Source organism: Nocardioides xinjiangensis, from assembly GCF_017916385.1.
GTDB classification, from domain to species: Bacteria; Actinomycetota; Actinomycetes; order Propionibacteriales; family Nocardioidaceae; genus Nocardioides; species Nocardioides xinjiangensis.
In genome coordinates, this window is the sequence record NZ_JAFMSW010000001.1 from 2,599,102 (window position 1) to 2,613,828 (window position 14,727).

Below are 14,727 nucleotides of genomic sequence, written 5' to 3' on the forward strand. Positions count from 1 at the left end.
ACCGGGTGGCTAGGGTCGTCGCGTGTACTCCGACTACGAGGCCTGCGCCGTCTGCGGCTCCGAGGTCCGGCTGGTCCCCAACGCCGGCTCGTCCGGCGGCGCCCGCGAGCCGGCCGGCCCCGAGGACGGCGTGGTCGGCGCCGGCGACGAGCCCGTCGACGTCCGGGTGTGCACCAACGACGACTGCCCGTCGCGGCGCTAGGGCGGCCCGGAGGCCTGAGGCGGGAGCGGTCCGGTCACGGCGTACGACGCGGCGTGTGGGGTACGGGGCGCCCATGACGTCGTCCGTGGGGGAGCCCCCGTCACCCGCCGCCGGGCTGCTGTACGGCATCGGCCTCGGTGGCTTCGTCGACGGGATCGTGCTGCACCAGATCCTGCAGTGGCACCACATGGTCAGCGCCACGGGCGACCACCCGATGACGACCGTCGCCGGGCTGGAGGTCAACACCCTCGCCGACGGCTTCTTCCACCTGTTCTCGTGGTTCGCCGTGGCCGGCGCCTCGATCGTCACCCTCGCGCAGTGGCGCCAGGGCCGGCTGCCCCCGAGCTGGCGCTTCCACCTCGGCTGCGTGCTCGCCGGGTGGGGCGGGTTCAACCTCGTCGAGGGACTCGTCGACCACCAGCTCCTCGGCGTGCACCACGTGCGCGACGACCTCGGCGGCCCGCTCGCGTGGGACCTCGCGTTCCTGGCGCTCGGCGCGCTGCAGGTCGTGGTGGGCTGGTGGGTCGCGCGGTCGGGGTCGCAGGAGCTCGCCGTCCGCGCCTGGGAGCCTAGGCCCGTGGCGGGAGCCGGTGGAGCGTGACTCCGCCGAGCTCGCCGTCGGCGGCGACCGCCGTCATGTAGGTGCAGTGCGGCTGGCGCCGGCGGTCGGTGGGGGAGCCCGGGTTGAGCAGCCGCAGGCCGGTGGCGGTCGTGGTGTCCCACGGGATGTGGCTGTGGCCGAAGACCAGGACGTCGAGGTCCGGGTGCTCCCGGCTCATCCGCTCCTCACGGCCCTTCGCCTGGCCGGTCTCGTGGACCACGCCGAGGCGGAGGCCGTCCACCTCCACGTGGGCCACCTCGGGCAGCCGCTCGCGCAGCGCTCCGTGGTCGTTGTTGCCGTAGCAGGCGACGAGCCGGTGCGAGCGTGCCTCCAGCTCGTCGAGGAGGCGTACGTCGACCCAGTCGCCCGCGTGCAGCACCAGATCGGCGTCCGCGACGGCCCGCCACACCTCGACCGGCAGGTCCTTGGCGCGCTTCGGGACGTGGGTGTCGGCCAGCAGGAGGAGTCGGGTCGCCATGGGGCCAGTCAACCGGTCCCTCCTCAGCGGGTGGCGCCGACCTCCAGGTCGCTGATCCCGCGCTCGCCCAGCTGGAGCTCCGCGGCCCGGGTGCGCAGCGTCCGCTCGGCCGAGTGCCACAGCGTGGCGGAGTGCGCGTGCCGGTGGTGCGGACCCGTGCCCGGCCGGGACTGGTCGCGACGGACCTCCTGCGCCCACGCCAGCTCGGCGAACACCTCGGCCGCCGCGAGGAGCTCGCGTACGGCCGCCTGCCTGCCGGGTGACGTGCCCTCCATGACCAGAGGTTGCCCGGCGCGCGAGGGCGCCGGGGACGTCGGCGCCCGAGTTGCCCCGAATTGGGGGCGGCTCGGCCGGCCCCTCCCCGCGGGCCTTCGCGGCGGCGCGTACGGTCGTCGCATGGCCCCCGACGAGACCCTCGACGAGTCCACGATCGACGACATGGTCGGCGAGGCCGCCCTCCAGCTCTGGGCGGCGGCGCAGACCGACTTCGACCCGTTCCAGCTGCCCTCGCCCGAGTGGCCGGACACGACCGTGCCGGTGCGTGACGTCGACATCGCGGTCGACACCGGGCTCGAGGAGGACGACGTACGCGCCTCCCTCGCCCGGCTCGACGGCGTGAAGGTCGTGGTGGGCCGGGAGGCCGGCACCGTCAGCGTGTTGCGGGCGATCCCGCAGGACACGCCGCTGTAGCCGGGGGACTCGCCGGGCGCCTACCCGGCGGCCCGCGGGGTCCTCGGGGCCTGCGCCTCGGCGACGGCCGGCCGGCGCAGCGCGAGCGGCAGCGTCGCCACGGCGATCGCGCCGGCGACCAGGAAGGCGGTGGTGAACGACGTGAGCTCGGCGATCACCCCGATGGCCACCGAGCCGATCGCCGTCCCCGCGTCGAAGCCGACGTTCCACACCGCGCTCGCGAGGTTGTGGTGCCGGCGCGAGACGGCCGTGAACGAGATGAGCAGCGTCAGGTTCTGCAGCCCTCCGTAGCACAGGCCGATGAGCAGCATGGCGAGGAGGAACGCGCCGACGCGGACGCTGTCGGAGCCGGCGACCGACCAGGCCACCAGCGCCATCCCGGCCCCGGTGAGGGGGACCAGCGGCACGAGGAAGCGCTGGGCGCCGTGGCGGTCCGCGAGCCGCCCGATCCGCCAGCGACCCAGTGCAGCGGTCACGCCCATCAGCAGCAGGCCGCCCGCTGCGACCGAGGGGCTGTCGACCATCTGGGGCGTGAACGTGATCACCGCCCCGCCGGCGAGCGTGACCGCCAGCAACAGCAGCATCGGCCGCAGCAGCCGGCGGTAGGCCGCCGACTCGGGGTCGCCCGGGTCGGTTGACGAGCTCGTGCCCGGGTGCAAGTCGGGTGCGCTGACGCGGAGCGCCGACGCGAGACGCAGCGCCGCCGGGATGCCGGCCAGGGGGAGGGCGCTCACGGTGAACACCACCCAGTAGCCGGCGCTTTCGGCGATCCACGGCCCGGCGGGGAGGAGGACGACGTTCGGCACCGCCACCGCGAGGCCGTAGGCGCCGATCGCCTCGCCGCGGCGCTCGGCGCCCACGAGCGCGGCGACGGCGGCGCTCCCGGTGACGGTGAGCACGCCGAACCCGATGCCCCGCACCGCCGACAGCGCGAGCACCACCCACAGCTCGTCGCTCAGCGATATCGCGACACCGGGGACGCCGAGCAGCGCCAGTCCCACGGCGAGCACCGGCCCCCAGCCGAAGGCGCGCAGCGCCCGCGGGACGAGCAGCTGGGTCAGCACCGTGAACAGCAGGAGCACGCCGTTCACGAGCCCGGAGCCGGCGGTGGTCGCCCCGCCCTCGACCGCCCACAGGGGCGCGACCGTCAGCAGCAGGGCGTACCCGGAGAACCCCGCGCACGTCATCATGACCAGGGGCGCCATGCCCGGCTGCCGCCAGATCGGCTCCCGCGTGCTCACGGCGGAGATCGTACGGCCGGGGCGCGCTCGCCCGGCCGGCTCCGAGCACCACGAGACGACCCGTTGACGTGGCGGTCATCACACGCCTACCGTTGGTCGGTCGCTGTATGAAACGTTTCACAAAGGAGCGCGCCCGTGCGCAGGTTGGTCTCATCGTCCCTGGCCGTCGTCCTCACGGCGACCGGTGCACTGGCAGGCGCTGTGGCGCTGCCGGCAGCGGTCACGACGGCGGCGTCCGCGGCGGCAGTGGTCGCCGGCGCGCCGACCGACCTGACGGTCGGCCAGCTCCCGTCGCCGCGCGACGTGGGAAACCTGACCGCCCCGCTCCTCGGCTGGCAGGTCGGTCACGCCCGGCAGGCGGCCTACCAGGTCCAGGTCGCGGAGAGCGCCGACCGCCTCGGTGGCAGCGACGTGTGGGACTCGGGACGAGTCGCCTCCGCGAAGAGCACCAACGTCTCGTACGCCGGGCCGGCCCTGGCGCCTGCCGAGTCCTACGTGTGGCGGGTGCGCACGTGGAACGGTGACACCCCGTCCGAGTGGTCCTCGGTCTCCCGGTTCGGGACGGCGGCGGGCGGCACGTGGGGGGACTCGCGGCCGATCTGGGTGGGGGACGGGTCCACCACCGCGTGGGCCGACTACACGCTCGAGGGCAACTTCCGCATCACCGCCCAGAACGCCACCATCGTGTTCCGCGCCAAGGACGCCAGCAACTACCTGATGTGGCAGTTCCGCGGCAACGGCGTCAACACCCTCGCCCCGCACACGAGGGTCGGCAGCACGTTCACCCAGCTCAAGTCCGTGCCTCTGGGCAGGACCCTGGCGAACAACACGACCTACGCGTTCCGGATCGTCGCCTCGGGCAACACCATCACGACCTACCTCGACGGCGTCCAGGTCGACGTCACCACGGTCACCTCCGCGTTCTCCTCGGGACGCATCGGCTTCCGCACCGGCGGCAGCGAGACGAACACGTGGGACGACCTCCGGGTCACCTCCGCCTCGGGCACGGTGCTCTACCAGAACTCCTTCGAGGCGCCGTCGACCGACTTCGCGTGCGGCACCGTCTCGGGCGGGCGGCTGGCCGTCGGCAGCAGCCAGAACTGCGTCTTCGGCGTGGCGTCGACCGACTGGGCCTTCCTGCGCGGCGAGGTCGACCTCGCTGACAAGGAGGTCGCCTGGGCGACGCTCTACGCCACGGGCGCCTCGACCGCGCCGACCCGCCAGTTCGTCTACAAGGCCTGGCTGAACGGCACCTTCGTCGGCCTCGGCCCCACGCAGCCGATCGCGGGGGAGACCCGCTACGACGGCTTCGACGTCACCTCGCTCGTGCGCAGCGGCGAGTCCAACGCGCTCGGCGCGATCGCCTACACGACGACGGACAAGCGGTTCCAGGCTCAGCTCGTCGTGGAGTACGTCGACGGGTCGCGGCAGACGTTCGGCACCGGCGCCGGCTGGCGCGCGCTGAACGGCAGCACGGTCTACCCGACCGCCGGGAGCATCGGGACGTCGTACTTCACCGCCCCGAAGGAGAACATCCAGTCAGCAGCGTTCCCGACCGGCTTCGACCAGCCCGACTTCAACGACGCGGCCTGGCAGCCGGCAGCGGTCAAGGCCACCTTCGCCGACCTCCAGCCCACCCCGACCGCCAAGGTCGAGCACCAGCTGAAGTACCCCGAGGTCGTCGTGGAGAAGTCCCCGGGCAACTACTTCATCGACTACGGCCGCACGTGGATCGGCGGCCTGAGCCTCGACGTCGACGGCACCGCGGGGCAGGTGCTCGACGTGCGGTTCGGTGAGGCGCTGTCGTCGCCGCAGACGGTCCGCTTCGCCATGGCCACCGGCAACAGCTACCAGGACCGCTGGACGCTCAAGGCGGGTGCGCAGCACCTCGAGACGTGGGGCATGCGGGTCTTCCGCTACGCCGAGGTGCTCGGCGCGCCGACCGGGCTCGGGAAGGACGACTTCCCGGCGCTCGCGCAGGTCTACCCGTACGACCCCGAGGGCGCGCAGTTCGACTCCTCCGACCACAACCTCAACCAGGTGTGGCAGCTGTCGCGCCACACCGTCGACGCGACCAACCACAACCTGTACGTCGACTCCTGGACGCGGGAGCGGGACGCCTACGAGGCGGACTCGTACCTCCAGATGATGGCCAACTTCTTCGTCTCCGACGACCCGACGCTGGGCAACTACTCCCTCGACTACCTCCTCACCGGCCGCACGTGGCCCACCGAGTGGCCGATGTACACGATCCTGGCGTTCCACGACAGCTACCAGCAGACCGGCGACGTCGAGGCTCTCGCGCGCAACTACGACCGGCTCGTGCCCAAGCTGCCCGACGAGTGGTTCGAGGCCTCCACCGGGTTGGTGCGCAAGAACTCCGGCTCCAACGGCGCCAACAGCTGCACCGACTGCGACATCGTCGACTGGCCGGCCGGTGAACGCGACGGGTACGTCTTCCGTCCCTACAACACCGTCATCAACGCCATCAGCCACCAGAGCTACCGCGACATGGCCGACATCGCCCGCGCACTCGGCAGAACCGCCGACGCCGCGACGTTCGACGCCAAGGCCGACGCCATCAAGGCGGCCGCCACCGCACGGCTCTTCGACCCGAGCACCGGCGCCTACCGCGACGGGCTCAACGCCGACGGCACCCCGATCAACCACCACGCCATCCAGGCCAGCGTCTTCGCGACCGCCTTCGGGCTCGCCGACGAGGACCAGGCGGCGCAGACCGCGGAGTACATCGCCAGCCGCGGCATGGTCTGCAGCGTCTACTGCGCCGCCTTCGTGCTCGAGTCGCTCTACAACGGCGACCGTGCCGACGTGGCCCACGCGATGCTCACCAGCACCGGCCTGCGGAGCTGGATGAACATGATCAACAAGGGGGCCGGCGCCACCATGGAGGCGTGGGACCTCTCGTTGAAGTCCAACACCACCTACTCGCACCCGTGGGCCGCCTCGCCGGCCTACAACGTCCCGCAGGGCATGTTCGGCATCCACCCGACCACGCCCGGCTACGCCACGTTCGACGTCCGCCCGCAGCCCGAGGCCGTCGAGTGGGCCGGCGTCCGGCTCCCCACGCTGAAGGGCTCGATCGGCGCCGCACACCACACCGTCGGTGACCGCACCGACGTCGGGGTGCACATCCCCGGCAACACCGTCGCGCGCGTCTTCGTGCCCGGCGCGACGGAGTCGAGCGACCCGATCGTGTACGTCGACGGCCGCGCCACCGGTGCGACCTACGAGCGCGGCTACCTCCGCGTCGACGACGTGCCGGCCGGCTGCCACGTGCTGAGCCTCGCCGCAGGTGAGGGCCCCGGGCTCGACGAGCACCTCACCGGTGTCTGCCCGGACGGCTACACGCCGCCCGACGTGACCGCGCCCGTCGTCACCGTGCAGACCGACCCGGCCACGGCCACCGGCGACAACGGCTGGTTCACCGGCCCCGTGGCCGTCGGTGCGTCCGCCACCGACGACCGCCCCGGCGACGTCACCATCGAGTACGGCGTCGAGGAGGGCGTCTGGTCCCCGTACACCGGACCGGTCGACGCGCCCGAGGGCGAGACGACGTTCCTGTTCCGCGCCACCGACGAGGCCGGCAACGTCTCCGGCACCTCGTCGGTCCAGGTGCGTCGCGACGTCACCGCGCCCGGCCTCACCTGGACCGGCGACATCACCGACGGTGCGGCGTACACCTTCGGGTCCGTGCCGGACGCCCCCACCTGCCAGGCCGGCGACGTGCTCTCCGGCGAAGCCGGGTGCGAGGTCACCGGGTGGAGCGATGAGGTCGGCACCCACACGCTCGTGGCGACCGCGCGGGACCTGGCCGGCAACACCACCACGCAGCGGCGGACGTACACCGTCGCACCGTGGCGCCTGACCGGTTTCGGCAAGCCTGTCGACATGGGTGGTGTCGTCAACGTGGTGAAGGCCGGCTCGACCGTGCCGCTGAAGTTCGAGGTCTTCGCCGCCGACACCGAGCTCACATCCACCGACGCCGTGACCGGTCTGCGGACGGTGGCTTCGTCCTGCACCACCGCGGCGCAGGACGAGGTCGAGTCGACCGTCACCGGGGCCACCGAGCTCTGGTACGACGCCACCGAGGGCGTGTTCCGCTACAACTGGAGGACGCCGAGGAACAGCACCGGCTGCCTCAAGCTGGTCGTCACCACGGCCGACTCCTCCGAGCTGACCGCGCTGTTCGAGCTCCGCTGAGAACGAGAACACTCCAGCGAACCCGCACTGCGCTCGCGGCATCGCCGTGAGCGCAGTGCGGGCTGTCTCGTGGGAGGTGCGGCAGCTCAGCTCAACGGGGAGATCACCCACGTGATGTGCCGGCGGAAGCCGGGGTCCTCGTCGACCCACTCGCCGACGATCTCGGACTGCGTGTCGTCCCACGGCCATCCCTCGGGCCCCCAGCCGGTCGCCCCCCAGGCCTCGAACGTCGTCGTCGAGGTGTACGACCGGTTCCTGCAGGTGACGGACTGCGTGCCGTCGCCGCCGCCGACGACGTCGAGGGCGTACTCATCCATGTGCGGCGCCAACAGGAAGTCGGCCGACCAGTTGCGGTCGAGCGTGCCGCTCTCGGTGAAGGAGCAGTCGCCGAAGTGGCCCGAGCCGGTGTAGCTGCCCGTCGCGGACTCGTAGCGCCACATCGCGGTGTGAGCAGGGTCGCCGTGGCGCGCCACGGTCATGGTGATGGACCAGTCGTAGGTGTCGCCGGAGTACTCGCCCTCGCGCACCTCGTGACCGGAGATCTTCACCTGCCAGCGGTCCGGGAACCCCTCGGCGCGGCACGAGACCTTCCCCTCGGCGACGCAGGTGTCGGGGTCGGTGGGGGTGTTGGCGGCGGTGCCGGGGGCACCGCCGTCGCAGGTGTCGGTGCCGGTGCCGCCGTCGCAGGTGTCGGTGCCCTCGCCCATCCGGAGGGTGTCGTTGCCGTCCCCGCCCGTGGCGGTGTCGGCACCGTCCCCGGTGTCGACGAGGTCGTCGCCGGGGCCGGCATCGACGTCGGTGTCGTTGCCGCCCGCGGTGCTGATCGTGTCGTTGCCGTCGCCGCCGTCGACGGTGTCGGGGAAGGGGGAGCCGATGATGTCGTCGTTGCCGATACCGCCCTCGAGGAGGGTGGCCTCCTTGTGGGCGATGAGCTCGTCGTCCCCGTCCTCGCCGTAGAGGCCGATGCCGCCGGCCATCGCGGCGATCCGGTCGTTGCCGGGCCCGCCGTGGAGCAGGCCGCCATCACCGGACCCGGAGGTGACAACGTCGTTGCCCGAGCCGCCGTGCAGGACGTCGGTGCCGTTGGACCCGAAGACGCGGTCCTTGCCGGGACCGCCGTCGACGTCCTTGTCGTCGCCGGGCCCGGCGTCGATGGTGTCGTCGCCGTTGCCGCCGTCGATGACGTCGGGGAAGTCGGAGCCGGTGATGGTGTCCTCTCCGGCGCCGCCCTCGAGGAGCGTTCCTTCCCCGTGCGCGATCAGGGTGTCGCCACCGCCCTCGCCGTAGAGGCCGATGCCGCCCGCCATGGCGGCGATCCGGTCCTTGCCGGGCCCGCCGTAGAGCAGGCCGCCGTCACCGGAACCCGACGAGATGCTGTCGTCGCCGGCGCCTCCGCGGAGGACGTCGGTTCCGTTGGACCCGAAGACGCGGTCGTTGCCGGCGTCGCCGCAGACGAGGTCGTTCCCGGGGCCGGCGTCGATGCGGTCGTGCCCGCCCTTGGCGACGATGACGTCACGCTTCGAGGTGCCCTTGATGACCTCGGACCTGTCGGTGCCGACGATGGTGGCGCGGACGCCCTGGCATCGTGCTGCCGCGGCCTCGGCCGGGGCAGCGGCACCGTGAAGGGTGGTCGTCATCAGGGCTGCTGCGGCCAGGGCCGGCAGGCCGCGCAGCCGGCGCGGGACGTGGTGGGTGTCGGACATCGGGCTCGCTCCAAGTGGTCAGCTGTAGGTGTGGCCACAGCCTGCGGCGAGGCGCTTGCGCATCGCCTGCGTACCGCTTGGTTGCCCTTCGGACCCAGCTCACCGGGGGACTGCCCAGCCCGCTCGAGGGGCCTCGGCGCAGGCAGGGCGACCGCGCGTCTAGAAGAGCAGGAACGCGATGGGGGTGACGAGGACCAGGGTGAGCACCACCCGCTCGAACCAGATCACGACCATCTGAGGCACCGAGATCGGGATGTCGGTGGCGACGACGCACGGGACCATCGCGGAGAAGAAGATGACCTGGGACACGCAGACGACGGCGACGATGAACTTCACGGCGGGCACCGCCTCGGTCACCAGCAGGGCCGGCAGGAACATCTCGGCGATCCCGACCGCTGCTGCCTTCGCGACCAGCAGGGGCTCGGGGATCTGCAGTGCCCACGTGACGGGGTAGAAGAGGTAGCCCAACCAGTCGAAGACCGGCGTCCAGGTGGCGAGCACGAGGCCGAGCAGCCCGATCGAGAGGATGGACGGCAGGATCGCCATCGCCATCAGCAGCCCGTCGCGCACGTTCCGCCAGACGTTGACGTGCAGCGGCGGGGCGGCTGCCACCGTGTGCTTCGCCTCCTGCCAGGCCAGGCTCAGCCTCCGACCGCGACCGTCGACCTCCGGGCGCGCCTCGACGCCCTCGAAGTAGGTGTCCGGCATCCGTGACAGGGGACGGATCCTCACAGTGACGGCAGTGACCAGGAAGGTGACGAGCAGCGTCGTCCAGAAGTACGTCAGCCACGACCCCATGAGGTCCAGGGTCGTCGCCACCACGATCATGAACGTCGCGGAGACCGTCGAGAACCCGGTGGCGATCACCGCGGCTTCGCGCGCGGAGTACTTGCCCTCGCGGTAGACCCGGTTGGTGATCAGCAGACCCAGCGAGTAGCTGCCGACGAACGACGCCACCGCATCGATCGCCGATCGACCCGGCGTTCGCCACAGGGGTCGCATGACGGGCTGCAGGATGACTCCGACGTACTCGAGAAGGCCGTACCCCACCAGCAGGGCGAGGAACACTGCACCGATCGGCACCAGCAGGCCGACCGGGATGACCAGGCTCTCGAACAGGAACGGCCCGATGTCGGGTCGCGCCAGCCACGCCGGCCCGGTCTCGAGCACGAGCAGGAGGCCGATCACCATCCCGACCAGCTTCGCGACCGTGAAGACGACGTCGATGGTCGAGCGGCGCCAGGTGCCGGTGACGAACGGCACCGCCGCCCCGCCGACGATCAGCGCCAGCGCGTAGTAGGGCATCAGCGACGGAGCCGTGTCGCGGATCGCGGTGACCAGGTGGTCGAGCGGAATCGAGTCGCGACCGTCGAGGGTCACGGGGGCGAAGAACATGAACGCCCCGATCGCGCTGTAGACGAAGAACTTCCACATGTGCGACGGGCTCGAGGTGTCGCGGGCGCCAGCTTGGGCGATGCTCTGCTCGGTCATTGAGGGCCTCCGATGTCGAGAGCGATTCCCGATCAGACTGGCACGGGGCCGTGATGGCGTGAAGGGCGTCGCGCGAGGACGGCGTCTCGGATGCGAGACGGAACAGGCGATCCGTGAGCGGGCAGATGACGGCGGCCGACCGCGACCCGATGCCGGTGCTTCCCGGCCGCGACGTCCGCCCGCGGCGGATGAGGACGGCTCCCTGTTCACCTGCACGTCCACCCTGGGTCGCCCGGACGGCGAGCCCTAGTCACCCGCGGTCCCGAGGGTACGAGCGCCCCCGACCCGACAAGAGGAGTGCTCGACCATGCGAAGGATCATCTCGGGCTTGGCCGCAGGTGCTGCGGCCTTGTGCCTTGCAATGCCCACGGCGTACGCGGGTCCGGCGAAGCCGGACCCCGCTGACCTCCCGCTCCACATCCACGGCGGTGCCTGGCCGACCAGCCACGTCCAGGGCGTCGCGATCGACGCCGAGCGTGGCTACATGTACTGGTCGTTCACCCAGATGCTGGTCAAGACCGACCTCGACGGGAACGTGGTCGGCACCGTCACGGGGCTCACCGGCCACCTCGGCGACCTGGACGTCAACCCCAAGGACGGCCGCGTCTACGGCTCCCTGGAGTACAAGGCGGAGGAGGCGTTCTACATCGCGATCTTCGACGTCGACGCCATCGACCGGGTCGGCATGGACGCCGAGGGAGACGGCGTGATGACGGCGGTGCACCTCGACGAGGTCGTCGCCGACTTCACCGCCGACATGGACGGCAACGGCGTCTTCGACGGCGACACGGCCAACACCCCCGACCACCGCTACGGCAGCAGCGGCATCGACGGCGTCGCGTTCGGTCCGGCGTTCGGGAAGACCGGTGGCAAGAACCGCCTCGTCGTCGCCTACGGCATCTACACCAACACCTCCCGCACCGACAACGACCACCAGGTGCTGCTGTCCTACGACGTCACCCGGTGGAGGAAGTACGAGCAGCCGCTCGACCAGGACGCACCCCATCGCAGCGGCCCAGCCGCGCACGACGGCAAGTACTTCGTCTTCACCGGCAACACCCACTTCGGGGTCCAGAACCTCGAGTACGACCCGTACACGCGCGACTGGCTGATGGCCGTCTACGACGGCCGCAAGCCGGCGTACCCCAACTACTCCTTCTTCCGGCTCGACGGCGAGACCGCCCCGCGCACCGGCCTGATCCGGGGGCAGGCGACCCCGGAGACCGGCCAGCTCCTCGAGCTGGAGCAGGGCGGCCTCCACCACCCGGCGTCAGGCACCTTCGGCTACGAGTTCCACGGCAACTACGGGATCGTGGCACTCGGCGACGGCTACTACTACGTGGCCGAGGGCAAGCGCGTCGAGCGGGACGGAGCCGTCCTGCAGGACGGGGACGTCTACCTCTACCGCTGGACCGGCGAGACGCCTGCGCCGTTCGAGCGGGTCACGCGGCGCTGAGCTCGGGGGCCGGCGCACTTCGGTGCGCCGGCCCTCCGCCCTTGCGCGGGCTTCGCTCGGGGATCTCGCTCGACCGAGCGCGGACTGTCGCTGGGCGCGCGTGGAGACGGCCTCGCGGGCACGGGCGGCGGAATGACGCATCGTTCGATCGTGGCCCTGAGAACGAGACGCTCGGGCGACACGCCTCGGCTCAATGCGCGTTGTGCGGGGTGCCCCACAGCGCTGCGACGTGGCTGGCGTCCGTGCCGCAGCATCCGCCGACGATACGAAGGGCGGGCAGGTGTCCGCGCAGCTGGTTCGTGGACCGGGTGAGCAGCGCGAGGTCGCCGGTGTCGAGCTCGCTCATCTCATCGAGCTCGGCGTGGCTGAGCGTCGAGGCGTTCGGTCGGAACGACGCGATGCGGGCCGCCCAGGAAGCGTCGTCGTGCTGGTGAGGCCCTGGCAGTGCGAGCGCCGGCGACACGTGCAGCGGGTGGGCGCAGTTCACGCCGTACCAGTCCGGCGCCTCGGCGGCGTCGACGGCCAGCACGGCATCACGCAACGTGGTCCCGTCCGGCAATCGGCCGTCGGTCTCGACGGTGAAGGAGATCGCCACTGCCATCCCGGCCGCTCGGGGGGCACGCACCACGCCGAGCGCCTCCGCAGGCTCGGACATCGTCATCGCGTGCACGACGTCGACGCCAGCTGCCGCGAAGGTGTGCACCTGGGGGCTGTGGTACTCGGCTGCTTCGTCGGCGTCGGCGCCTGCAGCGACGTAGCCGTCACCGCGGGGGCCCACCACGCCGCTGATGAGCGTCGCAGGGACATCCAGGTCGGCTGCGATGGATCGTAGGAGGTCCACCGCACGGTGGTTCACGGCCCTGAGCCGTGTGGCGTCGTAGCCGAGCCCGGCCGCCCAGTCGGGGTTGGCGCGCCACGTCGGCGTCTCCAGCATCAGGCCGGCACCCGCCGCTCGTGCGACCGCGGCGTAGTCGGCGTAGTAAGCCGACAGCACCTCGACGCCGCCGGCGTCCGACACGAGGGGGAACGCCGCGAAGTCAGGAAGGCCGATTCCCTTGTTGAACAGCAGGTCGGTCTCCAACCCTCCGTCGGTCACCCAGCTTCTGTCAGCGAGCAGATCAGTCATGGCGCTGCCTCCGTCGTTTCAGACCATCTGGTCTGGTTCTACCAGACCAAATGGTCTGGAACAATGGCTTCATGCCGCGAGACGGAACAGCGACCCGGGCTCGACTGCTGGACGCAGCCGAGCAGCTGATCGAGCAGAACGGTTTCGCGGCGACGCGCGTGGACCAGATCATCGCGGCCTCGGGCAGCTCGAAGGGCGCGTTCTTCCACCACTTCGACTCCAAGCAGAGTCTGGCGCGCGAGCTCGTGTCGCGGTACGTCGACGCGGACCTCCGGCTGCTCGACCAGGGCCTTGCAGCGGTCGCCGCGATCGACGGCGAGCTGGAGCGGCCGGTGGCTTTCCTACGGTTCTACGAGCAGTGGGCCGCGGACCTGGTCTCTGAGGAGTCGGCCTGTCTCTACATCGCCGTGCTCACCGAGCGTGATCTGCTCGACGACGCGACCTTGGCCGAGGTGGACCGGGCCGTGGTTGCCTGGCGGAATGGATTTGCCGCGCTGCTGCGTCCGGCGCTCGCGGTTCGCGGACTCCCGATTGCTCCCGACGAGCTCGCCGACCACCTGTTCGCCACCTTCGAGGGCGCCTACCTGATGTGCCGCGCCGCGCGTTCGCCAGAGCCGATGCGCCAGCAGCTGCGGGTGCTGCGCCAGATGGTCGAGGCCCTGCTCGACTGACCGGCCAGGCGCGATGCGCCGGTTGCGTCGTCGCCCCGGCAATCACTTCCCCGCTGGGATCGCTCGTCAGGAGTCCCCGACAGCGAAGACGCAGCCCCGCCGGCACCCTCTTCGCGGCATGAGCGCGGCCTTCGCTCCCTAGCCGGGACGCTAGCGTGGATACTCCGTTGCGGGACCGCGAGGGAGGGCCGGAGCGATGTACGCGGTAGTGGGTTCGTGGCACACAGATCCTGGGCTGGCCGCTCTGCGGCGGAGATGCTCGATCGCATCGTCGAGGGTGTTCGTGCGGCCCCAGGCTTCGTCCATGGATATTGGGCTGACAGCGCGCCGACCCGGTCGCACACCTTCATCGTCTTCGCGGATCGCGCCGCCGCCGAAGTATTCGCGGAGGACGTCCGCAACAATCTGGAGAACCAAGCTCGAGCCGGCGTGAGGAATGAGGAGCTAGCCATCGCGCAGGTCGTGGCCTCCGCGTGACACCGGCCCGCGACTACCGGATCTCGGCAGTCCGTGCGTGCCGACGAGCGGCGGACTGAGCCATCGTCGACGTCGAGTGTCAGGTCCGACCGCTCCCCGGAGACGGTGCGTGAGTCGCGAGCAGGTGTTCGACGGGATCGGCGGCTGGCTTCGCCGTAACCGGTGTGCTGCCCGACTGGTGGGGAAAGAACCGTTGCCCGGACGAGTACGACAGGCGCACGAGCTCGGGACAGGCAGCTGGACTCCCGGTCGAAGGGACTAGCCGGTGTAGTCCCTTCGGGTAGTCCCTCGTCGGTAAGGTAAAGGACCCTGTGCAGCGCTACTACGCTGACGGCAGCCAAATGGCGCCCTCTCGGGACTCTTGGCTGCC

13 protein-coding genes are annotated in these 14,727 nt (G+C 71.2%); 7 read left to right on the forward strand and 6 right to left on the reverse strand.

What is annotated here, in order from left to right; translation table 11 throughout:
- Positions 1-22: 22 nt before the first annotated feature.
- Together J3P32_RS12275 and J3P32_RS12280 are read left to right on the forward strand one after the other, a co-directional pair.
- On the forward strand, positions 23-202 hold the full coding sequence (locus tag J3P32_RS12275; protein ID WP_210440018.1) for a hypothetical protein: 180 nt from the start codon (positions 23-25) through the stop codon (positions 200-202).
- 73 nt (positions 203-275) lie between these two features.
- The gene (locus J3P32_RS12280) at positions 276-803 is read left to right on the forward strand and encodes a DUF2243 domain-containing protein (protein WP_210440019.1); all 528 of its coding nucleotides are present in this window, start codon (positions 276-278) and stop codon (positions 801-803) included.
- Here J3P32_RS12280 and J3P32_RS12285 read toward each other — a convergent pair.
- Both J3P32_RS12285 and J3P32_RS12290 read right to left on the reverse strand, forming a co-directional pair.
- On the reverse strand, positions 772-1,281 hold the full coding sequence (locus tag J3P32_RS12285; RefSeq protein ID WP_210440020.1) for a metallophosphoesterase family protein: 510 nt from the start codon (positions 1,279-1,281) through the stop codon (positions 772-774). The two genes, J3P32_RS12280 and J3P32_RS12285, sit on opposite strands and share 32 nt — an antisense overlap.
- Before the next feature lie 23 nt (positions 1,282-1,304).
- Positions 1,305-1,556 (reverse strand): hypothetical protein, encoded by a 252-nt coding sequence (locus tag J3P32_RS12290; protein ID WP_210440021.1) that lies wholly within the window; start codon positions 1,554-1,556, stop codon positions 1,305-1,307.
- A 121-nt stretch (positions 1,557-1,677) separates the two neighbouring features.
- Here J3P32_RS12290 and J3P32_RS12295 point away from each other — a divergent pair, with 121 nt between their 5' ends.
- A complete protein-coding gene (locus J3P32_RS12295; protein ID WP_210440022.1) occupies positions 1,678-1,971 on the forward strand; it encodes a hypothetical protein in 294 nt (97 codons plus the stop codon).
- Between the two features lie 20 nt (positions 1,972-1,991).
- Here the strand turns inward: J3P32_RS12295 and J3P32_RS12300 are convergent, their stop codons facing one another.
- On the reverse strand, positions 1,992-3,212 hold the full coding sequence (locus J3P32_RS12300) for an MFS transporter (protein WP_210440023.1): 1,221 nt from the start codon (positions 3,210-3,212) through the stop codon (positions 1,992-1,994).
- A gap of 135 nt (positions 3,213-3,347) precedes the next feature.
- Between J3P32_RS12300 and J3P32_RS12305 the strand changes: the two genes are divergently transcribed.
- Entirely contained in the window at positions 3,348-7,433 is a 4,086-nt protein-coding gene (locus J3P32_RS12305; protein WP_210440024.1) for a family 78 glycoside hydrolase catalytic domain, read from the forward strand.
- 86 nt (positions 7,434-7,519) lie between these two features.
- On the opposite strand, the gene J3P32_RS12310 is transcribed toward J3P32_RS12305, so the two are convergent.
- Complete coding sequence (locus J3P32_RS12310) at positions 7,520-9,136, reverse strand: calcium-binding protein (RefSeq protein ID WP_210440025.1); 1,617 nt, start codon at positions 9,134-9,136, stop codon at positions 7,520-7,522.
- Between the two features lie 159 nt (positions 9,137-9,295).
- Positions 9,296-10,627 (reverse strand): YjiH family protein, encoded by a 1,332-nt coding sequence (locus J3P32_RS12315; protein ID WP_210440026.1) that lies wholly within the window; start codon positions 10,625-10,627, stop codon positions 9,296-9,298.
- Positions 10,628-10,988: 361 nt separating this feature from the next.
- Between J3P32_RS12315 and J3P32_RS12320 the strand changes: the two genes are divergently transcribed.
- On the forward strand, positions 10,989-12,083 hold the full coding sequence (locus J3P32_RS12320) for a hypothetical protein (protein WP_210440027.1): 1,095 nt from the start codon (positions 10,989-10,991) through the stop codon (positions 12,081-12,083).
- 190 nt (positions 12,084-12,273) lie between these two features.
- Here the strand turns inward: J3P32_RS12320 and J3P32_RS12325 are convergent, their stop codons facing one another.
- A complete protein-coding gene (locus J3P32_RS12325; RefSeq protein ID WP_210440028.1) occupies positions 12,274-13,209 on the reverse strand; it encodes a homocysteine S-methyltransferase family protein in 936 nt (311 codons plus the stop codon).
- Positions 13,210-13,259: 50 nt separating this feature from the next.
- Here J3P32_RS12325 and J3P32_RS12330 point away from each other — a divergent pair, with 50 nt between their 5' ends.
- Both J3P32_RS12330 and J3P32_RS12335 read left to right on the forward strand, forming a co-directional pair.
- Positions 13,260-13,880: a TetR/AcrR family transcriptional regulator gene (locus J3P32_RS12330; protein WP_210440029.1), complete on the forward strand. Its 621-nt coding sequence runs from the start codon at positions 13,260-13,262 to the stop codon at positions 13,878-13,880.
- A 255-nt stretch (positions 13,881-14,135) separates the two neighbouring features.
- A complete protein-coding gene (locus J3P32_RS12335) occupies positions 14,136-14,357 on the forward strand; it encodes a hypothetical protein (protein WP_210440030.1) in 222 nt (73 codons plus the stop codon).
- The last annotated feature ends 370 nt before the right edge of the window (positions 14,358-14,727 follow it).

Bases quoted from the DNA above. Each gene is read 5' to 3' on its own strand.
- J3P32_RS12295 (WP_210440022.1), top strand. From the start codon at position 1,678: ATGGCCCCCGACGAGACCCTCGACGAGTCCACGATCGACGACATGGTC.
- J3P32_RS12325 (WP_210440028.1), bottom strand. From the start codon at position 13,209: ATGACTGATCTGCTCGCTGACAGAAGCTGGGTGACCGACGGAGGGTTG.
- J3P32_RS12335 (WP_210440030.1), top strand. From the start codon at position 14,136: ATGCTCGATCGCATCGTCGAGGGTGTTCGTGCGGCCCCAGGCTTCGTC.
- J3P32_RS12310 (WP_210440025.1), bottom strand. From the start codon at position 9,136: ATGTCCGACACCCACCACGTCCCGCGCCGGCTGCGCGGCCTGCCGGCC.
- J3P32_RS12330 (WP_210440029.1), top strand. From the start codon at position 13,260: ATGGTCTGGAACAATGGCTTCATGCCGCGAGACGGAACAGCGACCCGG.
- J3P32_RS12280 (WP_210440019.1), top strand. From the start codon at position 276: ATGACGTCGTCCGTGGGGGAGCCCCCGTCACCCGCCGCCGGGCTGCTG.
- J3P32_RS12290 (WP_210440021.1), bottom strand. From the start codon at position 1,556: ATGGAGGGCACGTCACCCGGCAGGCAGGCGGCCGTACGCGAGCTCCTC.
- J3P32_RS12285 (WP_210440020.1), bottom strand. From the start codon at position 1,281: ATGGCGACCCGACTCCTCCTGCTGGCCGACACCCACGTCCCGAAGCGC.
- J3P32_RS12320 (WP_210440027.1), top strand. From the start codon at position 10,989: ATGCCCACGGCGTACGCGGGTCCGGCGAAGCCGGACCCCGCTGACCTC.
- J3P32_RS12315 (WP_210440026.1), bottom strand. From the start codon at position 10,627: ATGACCGAGCAGAGCATCGCCCAAGCTGGCGCCCGCGACACCTCGAGC.